This is a genomic window from Rhizobium sp. P2_G2 (assembly GCF_056403555.1).
Genome location: NZ_JBFUFF010000018.1, coordinates 1 through 16,449, shown reverse-complemented (window position 1 = coordinate 16,449; position 16,449 = coordinate 1). Strand labels below are relative to the sequence as shown.

The following is a 16,449-nucleotide window of genomic DNA, read 5'->3' as shown; positions in this document are numbered from 1 at the left end:
CGGGGCGCAGATTCGAGGCTTGAAGCCGGTCGTAAATGTCGGCTTCGGCCGGTGTGCCACCCTCCCCGCGAACAGCAAGCGCCGGCGCAAGGTGAATTGCCGCATGGCGCGCGACAGGACCATTGATCCCGAGACGATCTGTTTCGACATTCAAAATTGCCGCCGCAGCGCATTTGCCCCCGCAATCACGGCGTTTCGCCTAGCCGCCGAAAAACGACGTCGTGGCCGCCTGCGACGGCATGGCCCATCAAAACCCACGAATTCGGCGATATTTTTTCCCCAAACCGGTGTACATTTAGGGAGTGCCGGTTTCTGAAAGGATGTCGAAATGACGTTGAGCAAGAATACCGCAGACCAGATCGTCGCGGCGGTCGCCGCCGACACCGCCTGCCAGAAAGCCATCGTTCCCAATCCGACGCTCGAAACGCTCGCCGACTGGACGTCGCCCGGGGCCTCGCTCGTCCTGGAGTTCGGCGGCTTGGCGGGCGGCGTGCGGAATTTCGCCATGATCATGCGCGGCCTCGGGCCGGGCGATCCCGTGTTTGACGAACGCATATGCCTTGGCATCGCCGCGGTCACGATCAAGGCCATTCACAAGGCCATGCGGGCACAACAGATCTCCGGCGTCGCCAGCTGCTCCGGCATCCATCGGGTCCATTGGGGCGTCGAGCACGAGGCGACGTGGGTGCGAACCACCGACGATGGTGAATATGTCTTCGATTGGCATTCGACATTGCGGCTGAAAGACCCACGCATCAGCAAAGCCAGCGACTGGATGGTTTCTGGCGGTGCGGTCAATTATGTGTTTTTCAAGGGGTTCGATTGATTGGAAGCATGCCTGACTTTCGGGACAACCAAACACGCATTGCGACAGCTTTCGTCCGCAGGCTCAAATAGCCGGCGCTCACGGCACGCAATCCGCCAGATTTATCTGTAGACAATTTTCCGCTGTGCTACCTATGCTAGCGCCTCAGCAGTGGCCACAGGAAAACCCGATGAACAAAGCATGTTACTCTATTGCACTTCTAGCGCTGTTGAATGTTAGTCAGGCCTCCGCGGCCGAAAGCGTGGCTCCGGTCGTCGATCCTCCCATGGTCGGCACGGTGGTATCCAAACTCCTGGCGGACGCCAAACCTGACGACGCCGGGGCTGCGCTTGCGAAAGATTTCGCTCCGGTGCAATCGCCGCAAGATCCCTATCAAAAACTGAAGAACATTTTCAAAGCCGTGACCGCACATGGGAAGGCCGACTTCGAGGACAGGGTTCTGGACAAGACATATGGACAATCCGTCCGTGTCGTCGTCGACTACCTGCACTTTCCTCATCAGGAGAAGCCGATCGAGGACTTCCTGTTCCTGAGATATACCTTCATGAAGGGCGGAGCGGGATGGCTGCTGACGAACTTCGACCTGAAGACGTCCCCCACATTTCCCCCACCGGGTTGGACGGACTGAACAGTTGCCAAGCGTGGCAGAATTCAAGACTTTCGTGATAAATCCGGGTTGGCCGCTATCCCCCCGCCGTCCTCCTGCGTCTCACGCGCTCTTCGATCCACCAATCATTCTGCCAGTCCTCATAACCCAGCAGTGAACCCTGAAGGCGTTCGAGATCGTCGTCCCAGGCGCCCGTCCTGTTGCTGATCTTTTCGATATAGGCGTCAATGCGCCATTCCTCTTCCGGCAGTGCGAAGAACACATTCCTTATTCCGTCGAGGTCTGGACGGCGTTGCTTCAAGTCCGGCATCGGGGTGTCAATGATCCGGCGCACGAATTGGCCCGACGCCACGAAAGGATCGAATGGCGCAAGGAAATCATCGAACCATGCGGACGGATAGCCGTGTCCAAAAACCGCCAGAGGCTTGCGCCCTTCCAACATCAGAGGAAGCTCGAAGTTGGTGTGGATCAGATAGGGCACGGCATCGAATGGGTGGAAGGGTCGGCTGATCCCGCTGAAGATCGCATGCGGCACGATTGGCGGGACACAAAGCCTGCCGATCCGCCGCATGTCGCGCTTTGACAATTCGTCATATCCGCCGTCCAGGTCACGATCGCCATCGCTCGCCGGCGCCAGGAGCGATCGCAGCTGCTCGAGATCGTCGATGTGGACACGCCACTCGGCACACACCGTTTTCGTAACGGCGTCAAAGCCCAGGAAAACGAAGATATTGCTGGGCGAGCCTCCAGTCACGATACTCAATCCGGCAGAAGCTGATTGGTTTTGCCGGCCAGCCGATAGGTCAGCAATCCTATCCATTCATGGGCTGCAAGGTCGGTCAATTCCAAGCCGTCGGCGATCGAGTTGACGGGCCGGCGGAGGTCGGCCAAACGCGTGCGAAAATCCACGGGATAGGGGAGCACCGGAAAATCGGCGGCCCGGAAGGACGCGACAGCGCGCGGCATGTGGTGGGCGGAGGTGATCAGAAGCCATGTTTCGCCGGGTTTCGGCTTGGCGACGGCAAAGCTTTCCACGGCGTTTTCCGACGTGGTCTGCGAGCGCTCCTCCATCTCGATCCGCGCGGGTGCAACCCCGATATCGACGAGCACCTGGCGCGCATCTTCGGATTCACTGAGCGTTTTGCCGAGCAAGAGCTCACGCCCCCCGCCCGACAGGATGAGGCGCGCCTGAGGATAGCGCCGCGCCAGGGCTGCGAGCGCAAACAGCCGTTCGGCGCCCTCGGTCAAGGCCACGCTGTTGCGATCCGCAGTGACATTCGTATCGACGGCGCCGCTCAGCATGATGATGCCGTCGACCTTGGCCGGCAGCGCCGGAATGGGAAAACGATCTTCCAAAACCATCGTCGCGGCCGGCCCGAGCGGCGCCCAGCCGCACACAAACAGCAGAATCGCCGAGATCACCAGCAGCCAGGCACCCGTCCGCCGCCGCCGCAACAGCGCAGCCAGCAGGCCAAGTGCGGCCAGGAGTGCGATGATATTGGAGGGCAACAGCGCAGCTTCGATAAACTTCGAGGCGATGAAAAACATTGCCGATCCCGTTTGTTGTCACATTTGGATAAGCGCTGTGTGAACGCGTCGATCTGGCGCGACCGCCTGGGTGGTGATCGACTTTTCCGGCAGGTGCACGAGCGACTGCATGGCGTGTGCAGCGCCAGGAGATGATGGCACAGTGGTTATAAAGGAGCGGTAAATTCGCGATCAGGACACGGAGTTCTTGGAGCGCGGGACTTTCAGGACAGAAACCGTGCCCATGCCTGCCTAACGATCTCGCCATACGTCTTCGGACGCTAATCGCGCAATCACGGTGGATGCGATGTGACTCGGAAGGTCACGGCCGTCGAGAATAATTTTCTAAAAAGGCTTGCGATAGTATTATTATTGATACTATATTGCACCCGTGAGGCAAATCGATAAAACCCTTCAAGAAATGGAAAAACGCGCCGCAGGACGTCCGTTTTTCCAGCCTGGCAGCGGTGTGCGAGCACTTTTTTGGCGCTCCTCGCCAGAAGGGAACGAGCCACCACATTTACAAGACGCCTTGGCTGGGCGATCCCCGTGTGAACATCCAAAAAGGCAAGAGCGGCAAGGCAAAAGCCTACCAAGTCAAGCAGGTATTGGCAGCAATCAGAAAACTAGAAGGCCATGACAATGGTTGACCATCAACACTACACCTATCGCATTACGTGGTCGGAAGAGGATGGAGAATTCGTTGCCTTGTGCGCAGAGTTCCCCAGCCTGTCCTTTCTGGCAGCCAACCAAGCCACCGCGCTGAAAGGTTTGACCAAGCTGGTTAAGCAGGTGGTCGAAGACATGACCGCCAACGGTGAGCATGTTCCCACTCCCCTTGCGGAGAAGGAATATAGCGGCAAGTTTCAGGTGCGTATCCCGCCAGAACAACACCGCAATCTTGCCATTCAGGCGGCAGAGCAAGGCGTGAGCCTCAACCGGCTTGTGTCGGCCAAATTGGCGTAGAGCATGTTAAAGCACGAGGTCGGGAAGACCCCCGGCCTTTGCAGCACCGTCTTCATCACCAGCGTCGGGGAGAGCCGCAGCACGTGCGGCGGGCGGGAGAACTTTTCGTCGTAGAGGCGCCGGAAGGCCGCGCGGTCCCTGGTGATCGCGTCGAGCATGTCGTCGGGATCCGCCGACACCAAAACCGAATTTCATCGACCTGCCGAGCCAACCGCCAACACGGCGTCAAACGGATTTCGGCCCTGCTTACGGCGCGACATGGGGCCGCATGAACGTCAGCATCTTGATCTGGTCGATGTGAGGCTCATATTCGACGTGCAAAGTACAGATAGCCCCGTCAAACCGATCCCAGGGACCATATTCGCCCAGGATGGCATGCTTGTAAGCGGCGCCGCTTTGCGATGGGGCACCGAAAAATGTCGACACCTCGCTGCGGCTTGAAGAAAACCGGATGTTGGTGATCGCCTGATTGTCGTGGTTCACCTTCAGAAAAATGGTATCGATGGTGCCATCGCCGGCACAATTCAACTCCAACCCGTGCTCCACAGATTTATAACTTGGTCCACTGTCCAGCTCGTCGTCGTGATCCCGTCTCTCGAACCTCCATGCATTGAAGGGCGGGGAAGCGAGCAGATCCGATGCCGGCTTGCCCAGATACTGTGCCAGAGGCTCGGCCATTTTGGCTCCATCCCTCTCGGCCAGTTGCTTGCGCGCTTTCTGTAGCTCCTCCTGTTCCTGTACCGTGTTCGGCAACTCCAGTTCCTCCCGGGCGCGCAGCCACTCGGCCCAGCAATTTTCCGGATCGATATCCCGATAGCCACGATTGTCGTCCATCGACCGGGCAATAGCCCGCGGGACTGCGATTGCCTGGCAATTGTCGCGGATCTCGAAGACCTCTTGCTCCGTTAGCGCGCTTCCCTTGGCTCTCCCGCGACTGAGCAAAGTGGCGACGAGACTGGGGACGATATAGAGGATCAGCTCTTCGTTCGGCATGGGGCACCATTGGGATCAAGACGCGGATGTTCTCGCTCGGCTGATTGCTTTCCGTAGCGAAATTCAGGAGCTTCGCAGCATATGCTTCCGAGCCAGGACGCTCAGTCGCGCTCGTCCTTCTTGATCCTGGCAATCCAATCATCGTCCAGTAAGAGCCACGCCTCAGCCACATCTATATGGCCTTTTGCAACAGCGAGCGCCGCTGCAACCGACATGAGCATCGACTGATCCCAAGCCCCATTGCGATGGAGGCTCGCATTATCGACCAGCCGTCCAATCGCGCGATGATAGTCGTCGGCATATGCGTCCGGAATATTTGGTCCTCGACCAGCCTTGCGCGAGATCTCGATCGATGCTGGCAGAAGAAAAAATGAGAAGTCGATCGGCCCTTTGGCCTCGCTTGCTATCTGCACGACATGAGGCACGGCGGCGTAGGAGGCAGTATACACGTCCTCCTGATGACATAGGCTCGACCAAAGGCTGAACCAAGGCTCCGCCTCGTACCCCGCTTTCGGTCCCGTGGACGAAGCGAGCGCTCGCAGCAAATCCGGGATATCGGCGGCATCCCCATAGGCATGCCGCAAGTCTTTCCATCGTGGATCATCGAGGGGCAACAAATGCGTTTCTCCTGGCACGGACGTTGCAAACACCGGACGCGTTGCAGTCATGATGAGTTCATGTCTGCACGCAAGCCTTTTTGCCTGCTATAGGCAAGCCCGAAGCCGGCGCCGCCGCCAAATTCCCCCTCACGCCGCCTCCAGATTCCCGATCGGCAGGTTCAGCATCCTTTCCCCGCCAAACATCTCCATCCTGAAAAACGCATGCCCGCTCGCAATGCTCTCCACCACCACCGAGCGCCCCGTCAGCGCGCCTTGCATGACGGTGGCGACATCGCCCACCCCATATTCCCGATGCGTGCGCATGAACTTTTCCGCGTCGGAGCGTTTCAGGCCGTTGCGGAAATGGGAGACGAATCTGGGCATGTCGTGGATTTTCGCCGGCTGATTGTTGAAGCCGACGACGGCGGTGATCAGCGGAATGGAAAAGATGTGGAACCAGGACGGCTCGGCGTCGAAACCTGCAAACACATAGCGCGGCATGACGGGATAGTGCCTGAGAATTTTTTCCTTGGTATAGCGCGACTTCTGCCGCCAGACGCTCTCGAACGGGCAGAAGCTGGCAATGCCGCGCCGCGTGAGAATCTCCTGCGCGGCAAATTCCTTCTGCGGCGGCACGCAAAGTGCATACCACGACAGATCCCGCACCAGCGACGGCAGGCGTCCGTTGCGTTCGGCAGCTTTCAGCGATGACTTCATTGGCCTTCTCCTTGGGTGAAGCGAAAAGGCCATGGCAGGGTGGTCTCGAGATAGGGCCTGGGACCGACATTAACAAGGCGGGTCAGCTGGCCGGCAAGGTCGGCGGGAAAGAAGGGACGCCTTGTTCGTCATTGCCTCTGTGGCAACCATTCCGTAACGCCCTCGAAAAGCAGAGGGCCACCCGCATGTGCTTGACAAGCCCTGCGATTTTGTCTCCTGTCCGGGCGGCTGCGAAGGGTCATTCCGTCGACTTTCCCCATCGGAAGCGCCTCACCAGCTCTGCGATGGGGAGGAGATCAGAAGGCAAAGTCGGACGCGTCAAGATCGGCTTTGTGCGTGGCTTGCAGCGTGAAATGGTCGCCATCGAGGAGCGTGACGACGACGTTATCGCCCACCTGTTTGATATGGCCTTTGAGGTCGGCGAAGCTGTCCAGGCCGGCATAATTGGCGAGATCGAACACATCCTCGCCATTGTGGAAATCGGTGATCACGTCGTGGCCGGAATGGTGCTTGAAGACGAAGGTGTCCGATCCGCCGAACGCCACCTGGCCGTTGTCTCCGGTCATGACATCGTTGCCGCGCCCGCCGGTGATGACGTCATCGCCGAGCATGCCGGCGATCTTGTTGTTGGCTGCGTTGCCGGTCAGGGTCGAGCCATCATCGTTGCCGGTGAGATTGATGTTCTTCTTGCCGGTCAGAAAGGCTTGCTCGAAATTGTCGCCAAGCGTCCAGGACACCGAGGATTTCACCGTGTCGTTGCCATATCCCGCATCTTCGACCAGATTGATCTTGCCGCCGACGACAATGTAGCGGTCGTCGCCGTCACCGCCGTTGACCAGGCCGGTCACGAAACCGCCTTTGCTGACGAAGTGATCACCACCTTCCCCGAGGTAGACAGAGCCGAAAATCTTGCCTGAATTGATCAGGGTGTCGGTGCCCGAATAGCTGAAAACCGCCCATCGGCTGCCAGAGATCCAGCCGCTGTTGACGATGCGCGTATCGCTCGCGAACGCCTCGATCACCACGCCATTGTCCGTGCCTGTTATTGCGCCGGAATTGTTGATGACGTTGCCGTCGTGGGAAAGCTCTATCGCATCGCCGCCGGCGTGTATCTGGCCGGAATTGGTGACACGGTTATTGTCGCCCTGCATGAAAATCCCGTGGTACCTGGCATCGACGACCCCCTCGATGTTATATGCGCTATTGTTGGCCAGAAGGAACAAGCCGTTTCCCGAGCTATGCAAATACCCCGTCTGGCCGATCTCCAACCGCGCAGCCTCTGCGTAAGAACCCGGATTGATATAATCGCCAAGCTCGATGCCTTCTGCATGCGCGTTGATCTCGCCATTGATCAGGAACGTCCTGTTGGCGGCATTCGAATTGGCCTGGATGCCGTCACCGGACTGGGTCTCGATCGTCGTACCCGCTTCCAGCACATAGGTCGTGCCTGCCTGATTGGCGAGGTAAGTTGCATCCTGGTTTCCGATTGTCACGGTCGTCATGGAAGAGCCTCGATAGCCGCTGTTTCGATGAGGCCCTTTTTCGCGTGCGACTGTTTCAGGGATATCTTTGCAAGCCGAGATCTTTGTTTCAATTGTTTCGATAGCTTGCGCGAGCGCATGTCTCCCGGAAGCGGTCGCCGGTTTCGGGACAAAGACATGCGCAAAACAAAGGACGCGAAACAGCCCGGCGGGTGGAGCCTCCCACCGGTCTTCCGCATCCAGGACTATGCAACGCGCCTCAAATCCCGGCCGGGCACAGGATCGGCCTGGCCTTCAGGTGCCTCTCTATTGGCGCCGATCAGAGAATGAAGTCCGAACGATCCATCTGGTCGAGGGTCGTGTGCTCGATGGTGACCTTGAAGCCCCATTTATAGCCCGAGAGGTCGATCACGACATTGCCATCCGCCTCGGTCATGACGCTGCGGAGTTCGTCATAGGTTGCTGCCGCCGGCACTTCGGTGAAGTGGATTCGGTCCGCGCCATCCTCGAAATCGGTGATGGTGTCGGATCCTCCCTTGGCGGAAAACACGAAAACATCATCTCCGCCGCCGCCGTACAGGCGATTGTCGCCTGAATTGCCGGTGATCATATTGGAGACGTCGTTGCCGCCGGCGTCGACATTGTCGCTGCCTGTGAGGATCAGGTTCTCAAAGTTTGCGCCCAAGGATGCATTGGAAATGCTGATGAGCGTATCGACGCCGTGACCGGACTTTTCGGTGAACGTCTGAAGGTCGCCAGTATAGTAGATGTCGTTGCCCCTGCCGCCATCGACCACGCCGACAGTTCCGCCGCGATTGTCGAAGACATCGTTGCCGCCGCCAAGGCGGACGTCACCATTCATTGTCCCATGGTTGCTGACCACCTCGTCGCCGGCGCCGCCGCTGATAATCCTGGAGCCGTCCAGCTGTCCCTTGTTGACGAAGTTGGTGGTGCCGGTGCCGTTCAGCTTGAAGAGCGCCTCCGTCGGCGAAACGCCCCAGATGTACCCTTCATTGGTGATGTCTGCATCATGTCCGGAAGCGACGAGAGCCACGGCAGCCCCGATCGTGCCCTTGTTGACGAATATGGCGTCATCGCCTCGCAGGACCGCCGCCGTGCCGACGGAACCGGCGGTGCCATCGGCGCCGATGCTGCCTGAATTCACGATCGTGGTTTGATCGCCGGTGGACAGGATACCCAGGTGCGGCGCACTGATGATGCTGGAGTTGTTTACGACGCAGCCGGTGCCCCCAATCCGGATGGCGATGTCTGCTGTGATGTTGCCGACATTGTCCACCGTCTCGCGATTGCCGGCAAGGTTTACGCCGCCGATCGCTCCAGTAATGTTGCCCGCGTTGAAGAGCCGGTCGTGTTCACTTTCAAGCTTGACGCCAAAGCTCCCGGCATCGATTTCACCGATATTCTGGACGGTTGAATATTGGCCGGAGACGACGATGCCCTTGCCTTGTTCGGTCACGATCGTCGCGTTGTTGGTGATCGTCGAAAACAGGCCGCTGGATTGGACCGCGCTCCAGAGATATGTGCCTGATGCATCGATATCGATCTGGTCAAACATCGTATCCGATATGATTACGGGCAAATAGACCGTCACCTGCATCTCCAAAATTGCTGTGTTTCTACCCAGGGTATATGGGCTGAAACTAAACTAAAGCTAGTAAAGAGGACAAGAACAACGCATGATCAGTGGTGGTCGTGGTTACCAATTGATTTCTTAACATGAGTGATGGGGATTTCGCCGGGATCATCCGTCTCCGGTTCCACCGCCCGAAGATCCGGGACGCTCAGCTCAAGAAATCTGAGCAATGTTTCTCATCGCCTCTGTTTCAACGGTTTGCCGGCGTCCAAACGCGAGCTGACGATCCGTCCCATGATCGATAAATTTCCGGCATCTCATCAAAGCCTGAAGGATACCCTGATGAACATGTCGGAAGAGCAAATGCACTGGATGCTGAAAGTCTTTCAACCGGAAAGGACGGTGGCGTCGCTTCCGGGTGCGGCATCGCTCACCGAGCAAAGCCGCGCCGCCTTGCTTGGGCTCGACCAAACCTATTATTCGACGGAGCTGGCAAAACTCGTTGCCGGCGCGAAAGCCTCGGCAGGAATGCTGCTGGCTGAGCCGGATGTCGGACCCATGATCGACCGGCTCCCGCTTGGCAAAGATGCTCGAATCTTTGCTGTTGGCGACAGCCGGACGTCGGACCCCCAGTCCTGGGCGGTCATTCTGCAGGAACTGATTTCAGCGCGGCGGCCTGACGACAATATCTCTGTCGTGGCAAGTGCCGTCAGCGGTGATACGACCACCCACGGGCTGGTCCGGATCAGTGAAGTGCTCGCCGGCGGCCCGGATTGGGTCTTGTTCTTCCTCGGAATGAACGACGCAAGAACGCAGGGTCCGGAACCCACCAAGACGATTGTTCATCACGACGAGACGGCTCGAAATCTTGGCGAACTTCGGTCCCGCATCAAAAGCGAGACGGGAGCGCGGTGCTTGTGGATCACGCCACCTGCGGTGAATGAAAGCCAGGTGTCCGCACATTGGGCGCTGTCCCACTTCGGTGTGCGCTTCCGCAACCAGGACATCGCGCACGTTGCGGCGGCCATGCGCGTCCTCGGCGATCCGGTCGTCGATTTGTTTCAGCGCCTCGACGCATTATCCTGTAATGACCTGTTGATGGAGGACGGGCTTCACTTCACCCAAGTGGGGCAGCAGAGAGTAGCGCTCGAGATTATCAGGTCCTGGTGCCAGCTCTGATGAAATACCTTGTCACGGGGTAGACGGGAACATAGGCTCTGTGGTCGTGATTCAGCATTGAAGTTTGACCCCTTTCGGCGTGGAAGAATGTCCCCCGAACATCTTATTGTCGCCAGAGGATTTTTTCAGATACCCTGCCGACCCGCTCGCGCCCAACCTCCACCGTTCGACGTCTATGGTGGGGTCAAACCGCGCCGAAACACACTTGCTTGCGGCGGGCCGGCCCTGGCAGGCGGTCTCTCGCCTTTTTCCGGCGCTGAACGATATGCTCGATCTTGCCTGATCCAACATAGGAAGCATCCGATGATCCACGAATTGCGCATCTATACATGTCTGCCGGGGAGGCTGCCGGTACTGCAGCAGCGTTTCGAGACCGCGACGCTGGCAATCTGGGAACGCCTCGGCATCCGCTCACTCGGCTTCTGGACGACAATGATCGGTTCTTCCAGCAACGATCTGACCTACCTGCTCGAATGGCGGTCGCTGGCGGAGCGCGAGCAGAAATGGGCCGAGTTCGTGGCCGATCGTGAGTGGCAGGAAGCGAAGGCGAAGAGCGAGGCGGATGGGCCGATCGTCGCCAACATCGCCAGTTCGCTGCTGCAGCCGACACGCTTCTACCGCGGCTTCTCCAAACCGTCGGAATAATTGTAATTAAGCACAGAACTTTGACCCCTTTCGGCGCGGAAGAGTGACCCCGGTCTGTGTAGAGTAAAACGCTGTCGAGTTTGCCGTGTCTCCGGCCTGGCGGGGGTCAACGTTCAATACCTGTGGTGGAGTCAAACGCCACGCCGAAACACAGCCTTGGCCACAAAACCGTGCTGGGTCACTCTGCCGGACAGTCCCGCCGCGCCGAGGACCTCTTCGCCACTGCAACCACGGCGCCAGCGAGACGGGCACGTTCCTGATGGATTCCGCCGAAATCATGCGCCTGCCGTGCCACAAGGCTCTGCTGCTCTCAACAGCGCACTCCGCTATCCATTAATGGCTCGCAAGGTCAGGTATTATCGTGAGCGGCGTTGGATGGGCTTGCGGGACGTCTGGCGGCCGGTGGCCGACATTGTGATGCCCCTGCCCTCTCCCGTGGAGCCGGAAGCTCCGCCACTTGCCGTCTAATAGCATCCTGGCCATCGCGCCATCGCCGGATGGCACGTCTGAATTGACCTGGGAAAACTAGCGGCTAAACGTCGCATAGGGCGACAATTGACTTTTACACGATCACAGAGTTGCGTGACTTCATCACCGCAACCGGTCTCAAGAGTTTAGCAATGTCGCTGTCTTCCACGGAACTTAGCTTAGGGAACGCGGCTTCTTTTGGCGCGGAAGTCACTCTGTCCAACGGATCATTCGTGTTCTTCGACGCGACCGCAGAAGGCGCATATCACACGAATTACATGTACACATTCGATGCGGATTTCAGCAAGACCGCAAAATATGAAATAACCTTTCCAAGTGGTGATGCCGGCTTTCTTTTGCGTTACCCGCTCGGTTATCAGATCGCCGACAATGAGGTCCTATTCACCTATGAAGCAGTTAACGATGAGAACCATACGGTTAATTATTTCGATGTTTTTTCATTGGATGGGAATATTATAGACGACAGCGCGTTTGAAAATAAAAGCTATTTTTACGATACAGACAAGGTTTACAAACTTGTAGGCGGAGAAACACTAGGCGTCGTTAGTTATCCAGCCAATAAATCTAACGATATATATGGCGAATTTTTCAATCTATATGACAGCAGTGGATCTCTGGTTGCGGAAAACATCGGGTTTTCAGAAGCTTCTCCTGAATCAGCGCCAAGCGCGAGTGCTGTATCTCTCTCCGCGTCTCAATTTGGGTTGATTTGGTCATCTTTCGACACATCCGATTGGCAAAAGCCGAGGAGAATAGAGTACCAGCTCTACGGCACGGATGGCGTGGCACAGGGCGGCGTTCAAACATTGGCGCTGAAAAATCCGGTGTCCGTTATTGGGTCAAGCAGCTTTGACGGTGGAACCCGGTTCGCCCTGCTCGCGGCCACCGCACCGGGCACACACTATCCGCAGAGCTTGTCAACGCATCAATTTGCAGAGTTTGATGTTTCGGGGAATGCACTTCTAAAATTTGCCATTCCCTTTGAGACCGTCGGCGGCGACACGATTGTGGGCGACAGCATCACGAAGCTTGCGAATGGAGAACTGCTTCTCAGTTGGACCGAACAAAGCTATGCGGTCGGGAACCATGGGATTTTTTTTCAGCTGTTTTCCCCCACGGGAAAAGCTGAAGGCGCAGTGCACTCCGTCTATATATTCGGTGATGCGGGCGGAACGTCAGGAATAGTCACACCGCTGGCGAACGGCGGATTTCTGCTGAGCTGGTATCAGTATAGCTATGACTATAATGCGAACGGCTTTATGCAGCGCGTATACGACGCCAATGGCAATGCGGCAAGCAATGCGGCAAGTGTATTGGATGGCGCTCCGCCTCTGGACCCATATGGCAGGTCCTTGGTATCCATCTTGAACATTGATTCCCTTTCAGACGGCGGTTGGCGCTATTTCTTTTCCGATGGGACCGTCAAGACATTCCACCTGTCGGACGTCAACAACGCGCCGGTGGTGCATGACAACTATATCAAGGATTTCGAGAACATGACCCGCCCGTTCGGCGCAGCGTTCGATTTCGCCTATTACGACGCTGATGGCGACCAGGCATCGAAGCTGATCATTGAATCGCTGCCGGACCGTGGAAGGCTGACCCTCAACGGCCAGACGGTGACTGTCGGCGAAGAGATCGATTGGTCCGAGCTTGGAAAACTGGCCTTCACCGCGGTGAAGAATGAGTATGGCGATCACTATACCCACTTTGGCTACAAGGTGGAGACGGCGGACGGGGCAGTGAGCGACGACACCGCCAACGAATTCATCAAGGTCGTCCACATCAACAACAATCCGACAGGGCATGGCGTCACGATCGCCATGAGGGAGGACAGCACCTTCACGTTTTCCGCCAAGACGCTTGGCATTCACGACGTGGAAGGGGATATCGGCACCATCAGCGTCGATTTCAGCCCCGGCCTGAAGAACCGGCTGCATAAACTTGGAACCTTTTACTACAACGGCAAACCGATGGGCACGACCGGCGGATGGCTGACAGTCGCCGACCTGGATAAGCTGCAATTTGTTACCAACAAGGATGCATTCAATCCGCACCTCAAGGCTTTCAGCTTCTACCTCGCTGACAAAGAGGGAGGCACATCGCGCACCTACCATGGCGTCATCGATGTCGAGGAAGTGACCGACAAAGTGTTGGGAACCGCCAGCGACGACGTCTTCCGTCAGTCAAAGGGGACCTTCAAGATTTACGGTCTAGACGGCAACGATGTCTTCAATACCGGCGCGCTGAACGACACGTTCATAGGCGGCGCGGGCCGGGACACATTCGTGATGAAGCCGCTCAGCGGCGCCGACACAGTCAATGACTTCGATCATTCGATGTCCGGCCACGACGTCATTGATGTCCGGGCGTTCCACGTCACTGAATCCTTTGCGGACTTCATTCGCGACCACGTCAGCGAGAGGGATGGCAATGCCGTGATCACGTTTACTGACGGTGCGTCGACCAGCTCGCTGACTCTGCACCAGACGACGACGGCCGATTTGAAGGCGGAGTTCTTCGTCTTCTGAAAATGCATTTTGCGGCTGAGCGTACTGTGATTCAGCATTGAAGCTTGACCCTGTCGCGGCGGAAGAACGATCCCGGTCTGTGCAGATCAAAATGCTGTTCAGTTTGCGATTTCTTCGGTTTGGCCGGGGTCGACGGTCAACGCCTACGGTGGGGTCAAACGCCGAAACACATTTCATCTCGGCCCGCTTCACATCCTCAAAAGCGCGAGGAGTCAAATGCGTTTTGGGAGGTTTTGGCAGGGTAGCGCCCTAATGGTGAAGCATTCCCACGGAGCCGCGTGAGGCGGTACGGCATGGCGCCAAGCCCGGACTGCAAGCCCTTTACCGAAGGCGCATGACGTGCGGGGCTTGTTGTCCCGGCGGACCATGCCAGAAAGGCCGTCTCGCGGGTCTGTGGGAATTCCCTTGGTGAGCGGAAAGTAAGCCTTTTACAATAATCTGACCGGGAACGGTGGCGTGATTTTCACGCCACCCCATAATTAGGAAGACACCGGAGCCTCTCGCGGCTCGTTGTATTCGGTGATAGAGTTGAGCAACACAGGTAGAAATTAAGGCCATGAAACAGTCAGATAGACCAGAATATAGGCTGAGAATCGATGCTTTCAGCGTCGACAGCCTGCCTATGGCGCGCTTGGCTGAGTACATGGGCGAACTGGCCCGCCTACTCGGCGAAGCCGAGCGCGTGCATTTTTCACGCTTGGAAGAAGGGAGCGCCGTTCTTGTAACGGCGGTTGAGGAGCCCGCCATGCCGAAGGTGGCGGAGCGGCTTACGCAAGTCCGTGAAGGAACAGCACCAAAAGAGGTTATGAAAGCCTTCGCGGCTATCGACACCATGCTTGCGAAAGACAACGCGGTTGCAGTCCTTACGGACCCCGGCGGCGCGGAAATCATTCCATTCCCTGGCCGCACGCGGCCGAAGCCCATGCGTTATGGCCCATTCAAAGAAAGGGGCTCCGTGGATGGCGTCGTTATTCGCATCGGTGGCAGGGATGAAACCATCCCTGTGCTATTGCAGGATGGGGAAATGACGGTGACGTGCCAAACGAGCCGGGAAATCTCGAAGCGCCTGGCAAGCCACTATCTCGGAGCGACGCTGCGCGTTTACGGTGACGGCAAGTGGGTGCGTGAGGAAGACGGAAGTTGGCAGCTCCTCGACTTCTATATCGAAGAATTCGAGGTTTTGGACGACAGCCCGCTTACGCACGTGGTTGAGCGCCTGCGCAGTGTCGAGGGTTCGACATGGGGCAAACGTCGTGATGCCCTGGATAACATCTTAGACTTGCGGCGCGATAAGGGAGACCAGCATTAATGCTCGTCTCCTTTGATGCCTCATTCCTCGTGGCCTTGCTCGACCCCACCATAAAAACCGGCCAAAGCCCTGATCCTCGGGTTGAATATCTGCTGAAAAGCCTGGAAAAGGCGAAGGCGAAAATCATCATCCCAACCCCGGCGCTAAGCGAGGTGCTGATAGGGGCGGGAGATGCAGCTCCGAAGTACCTTGAAATCATCAACAAATCTTCGCGCTTCAAGGTTGTCCCTTTTGGCGAAAGGGCTGCGGTAGAAGCCGCCGCCGCGCATCGTGAAGCGATTGACGCCGGGGACAAGAAGGAAGGTACGCCGAACTGGGCGAAAGTGAAGTTTGATAGGCAAATCGTGGCCGTCTCCAAAGTTGAAGGGGTAGAGCACATTTATACGAATGATAGCGACGTGGTGAGGCTCGGGCGGAAAGCAGGGATTGAGGTTTCAACCCTGGATGATTTGCCGCTGCCACCGGAAGACCCTCAAACGTCGCTTCCCTTCGAGGACACTGGCAAATAGCGCCTGGTTAAGTCATCCCCGGAGCCGATTGCGTTTGGAAGATGGGCCGACCCGGCCGGGGAGGGATTCGGCGTTTAATCCCTTGCACCTTCTGTGATTCAGCATTGAAGTTTGACCCCTTGCAGCGCGGAAGAATGCCCCCGGTCTGTGCAGATCAAAATGCTGTTCAGTTTGCGATTTCTTCGGTTTGGCCGGGGTCAACGTTCAACGCCTATGGTGGGGTCAAACGCCGGGCCGAAACACACCGATGATGTCTCTGCGAGACCCCAGGTTCGACAAGTCACACTTCGAACATATTGCCGCACATTTCTGGTAGTGCTTTCATGGAGGGACAATCGTGAAGCATTGCGCAGAGATTTCAGCAATCCTCGTGGCAGCGTTCGCCAGCCTGCATCCGTTCACGGCAACGGCCGCAGCTGAGCGTCACAGCCCAGACTTGATCGCGAAGTGCGGAGGGACATACAATCACATACAATC

At 57.3% G+C, this 16,449-nt stretch carries 15 protein-coding genes; 8 read left to right on the top strand and 7 right to left on the bottom strand.

Annotated features, from left to right (window positions below):
• Positions 1-328: 328 nt before the first annotated feature.
• A complete protein-coding gene (locus AC1D06_RS15575) occupies positions 329-826 on the top strand; it encodes a hypothetical protein (protein WP_477986912.1) in 498 nt (165 codons plus the stop codon).
• Between the two features lie 265 nt (positions 827-1,091).
• Positions 1,092-1,454, top strand: coding sequence for a hypothetical protein (locus AC1D06_RS15570; RefSeq protein ID WP_477986911.1), 363 nt, complete (start codon positions 1,092-1,094; stop codon positions 1,452-1,454).
• A gap of 55 nt (positions 1,455-1,509) precedes the next feature.
• Here AC1D06_RS15570 and AC1D06_RS15565 read toward each other — a convergent pair whose 3' ends face one another.
• Together AC1D06_RS15565 and AC1D06_RS15560 are read right to left on the bottom strand one after the other, a co-directional pair.
• Positions 1,510-2,187: a hypothetical protein gene (locus AC1D06_RS15565; protein ID WP_477986910.1), complete on the bottom strand. Its 678-nt coding sequence runs from the start codon at positions 2,185-2,187 to the stop codon at positions 1,510-1,512.
• A gap of 5 nt (positions 2,188-2,192) precedes the next feature.
• Entirely contained in the window at positions 2,193-2,981 is a 789-nt protein-coding gene (locus AC1D06_RS15560; protein WP_477986908.1) for a YdcF family protein, read from the bottom strand.
• Positions 2,982-3,602: 621 nt separating this feature from the next.
• Between AC1D06_RS15560 and AC1D06_RS15555 the strand changes: the two genes are divergently transcribed.
• Positions 3,603-3,926, top strand: coding sequence for a type II toxin-antitoxin system HicB family antitoxin (locus AC1D06_RS15555; protein WP_477986907.1), 324 nt, complete (start codon positions 3,603-3,605; stop codon positions 3,924-3,926).
• A gap of 246 nt (positions 3,927-4,172) precedes the next feature.
• On the opposite strand, the gene AC1D06_RS15550 is transcribed toward AC1D06_RS15555, so the two are convergent.
• The 5 genes from AC1D06_RS15550 to AC1D06_RS15530 all read right to left on the bottom strand — a co-directional run bounded on the left by AC1D06_RS15550 (position 4,173) and on the right by AC1D06_RS15530 (position 9,328).
• A complete protein-coding gene (locus AC1D06_RS15550) occupies positions 4,173-4,919 on the bottom strand; it encodes a hypothetical protein (protein ID WP_477986906.1) in 747 nt (248 codons plus the stop codon).
• Positions 4,920-5,020: 101 nt separating this feature from the next.
• Complete coding sequence (locus AC1D06_RS15545) at positions 5,021-5,587, bottom strand: hypothetical protein (protein ID WP_477879718.1); 567 nt, start codon at positions 5,585-5,587, stop codon at positions 5,021-5,023.
• A 78-nt stretch (positions 5,588-5,665) separates the two neighbouring features.
• Positions 5,666-6,235 (bottom strand): transcription termination/antitermination protein NusG, encoded by a 570-nt coding sequence (gene nusG, locus AC1D06_RS15540; protein ID WP_477879720.1) that lies wholly within the window; start codon positions 6,233-6,235, stop codon positions 5,666-5,668.
• 296 nt (positions 6,236-6,531) lie between these two features.
• On the bottom strand, positions 6,532-7,737 hold the full coding sequence (locus AC1D06_RS15535; RefSeq protein ID WP_477986905.1) for a calcium-binding protein: 1,206 nt from the start codon (positions 7,735-7,737) through the stop codon (positions 6,532-6,534).
• Positions 7,738-8,035: 298 nt separating this feature from the next.
• Positions 8,036-9,328 (bottom strand): hypothetical protein, encoded by a 1,293-nt coding sequence (locus AC1D06_RS15530; RefSeq protein WP_477986904.1) that lies wholly within the window; start codon positions 9,326-9,328, stop codon positions 8,036-8,038.
• Between the two features lie 276 nt (positions 9,329-9,604).
• On the opposite strand from AC1D06_RS15530, the gene AC1D06_RS15525 reads away from it, so the two are divergent.
• The 5 genes from AC1D06_RS15525 (at position 9,605) to AC1D06_RS15505 (ending at position 15,972) form a co-directional block, all read left to right on the top strand.
• Positions 9,605-10,489, top strand: coding sequence for an SGNH/GDSL hydrolase family protein (locus tag AC1D06_RS15525; protein ID WP_477986903.1), 885 nt, complete (start codon positions 9,605-9,607; stop codon positions 10,487-10,489).
• Positions 10,490-10,792: 303 nt separating this feature from the next.
• Positions 10,793-11,134 (top strand): NIPSNAP family protein, encoded by a 342-nt coding sequence (locus AC1D06_RS15520; protein WP_477986901.1) that lies wholly within the window; start codon positions 10,793-10,795, stop codon positions 11,132-11,134.
• Between the two features lie 578 nt (positions 11,135-11,712).
• A complete protein-coding gene (locus AC1D06_RS15515; protein ID WP_477986899.1) occupies positions 11,713-14,154 on the top strand; it encodes a calcium-binding protein in 2,442 nt (813 codons plus the stop codon).
• A gap of 556 nt (positions 14,155-14,710) precedes the next feature.
• A complete protein-coding gene (locus AC1D06_RS15510) occupies positions 14,711-15,463 on the top strand; it encodes a hypothetical protein (RefSeq protein ID WP_477879731.1) in 753 nt (250 codons plus the stop codon).
• Entirely contained in the window at positions 15,463-15,972 is a 510-nt protein-coding gene (locus tag AC1D06_RS15505; RefSeq protein WP_477879733.1) for a PIN domain-containing protein, read from the top strand. Before AC1D06_RS15510 ends, AC1D06_RS15505 begins: the two co-directional genes overlap by 1 nt.
• The last annotated feature ends 477 nt before the right edge of the window (positions 15,973-16,449 follow it).

What these genes read in the sequence shown, in the direction of transcription:
- AC1D06_RS15575 (WP_477986912.1), top strand. Translation starts at nt 329, where the DNA reads ATGACGTTGAGCAAGAATACCGCAGACCAGATCGTCGCGGCGGTCGCC.
- AC1D06_RS15570 (WP_477986911.1), top strand. Translation starts at nt 1,092, where the DNA reads ATGGTCGGCACGGTGGTATCCAAACTCCTGGCGGACGCCAAACCTGAC.
- AC1D06_RS15560 (WP_477986908.1), bottom strand. Translation starts at nt 2,981, where the DNA reads ATGTTTTTCATCGCCTCGAAGTTTATCGAAGCTGCGCTGTTGCCCTCC.
- AC1D06_RS15555 (WP_477986907.1), top strand. Translation starts at nt 3,603, where the DNA reads ATGGTTGACCATCAACACTACACCTATCGCATTACGTGGTCGGAAGAG.
- AC1D06_RS15550 (WP_477986906.1), bottom strand. Translation starts at nt 4,919, where the DNA reads ATGCCGAACGAAGAGCTGATCCTCTATATCGTCCCCAGTCTCGTCGCC.
- AC1D06_RS15545 (WP_477879718.1), bottom strand. Translation starts at nt 5,587, where the DNA reads ATGACTGCAACGCGTCCGGTGTTTGCAACGTCCGTGCCAGGAGAAACG.
- nusG (WP_477879720.1), bottom strand. Translation starts at nt 6,235, where the DNA reads ATGAAGTCATCGCTGAAAGCTGCCGAACGCAACGGACGCCTGCCGTCG.
- AC1D06_RS15535 (WP_477986905.1), bottom strand. Translation starts at nt 7,737, where the DNA reads ATGACGACCGTGACAATCGGAAACCAGGATGCAACTTACCTCGCCAAT.
- AC1D06_RS15525 (WP_477986903.1), top strand. Translation starts at nt 9,605, where the DNA reads ATGATCGATAAATTTCCGGCATCTCATCAAAGCCTGAAGGATACCCTG.
- AC1D06_RS15520 (WP_477986901.1), top strand. Translation starts at nt 10,793, where the DNA reads ATGATCCACGAATTGCGCATCTATACATGTCTGCCGGGGAGGCTGCCG.
- AC1D06_RS15510 (WP_477879731.1), top strand. Translation starts at nt 14,711, where the DNA reads ATGAAACAGTCAGATAGACCAGAATATAGGCTGAGAATCGATGCTTTC.
- AC1D06_RS15505 (WP_477879733.1), top strand. Translation starts at nt 15,463, where the DNA reads ATGCTCGTCTCCTTTGATGCCTCATTCCTCGTGGCCTTGCTCGACCCC.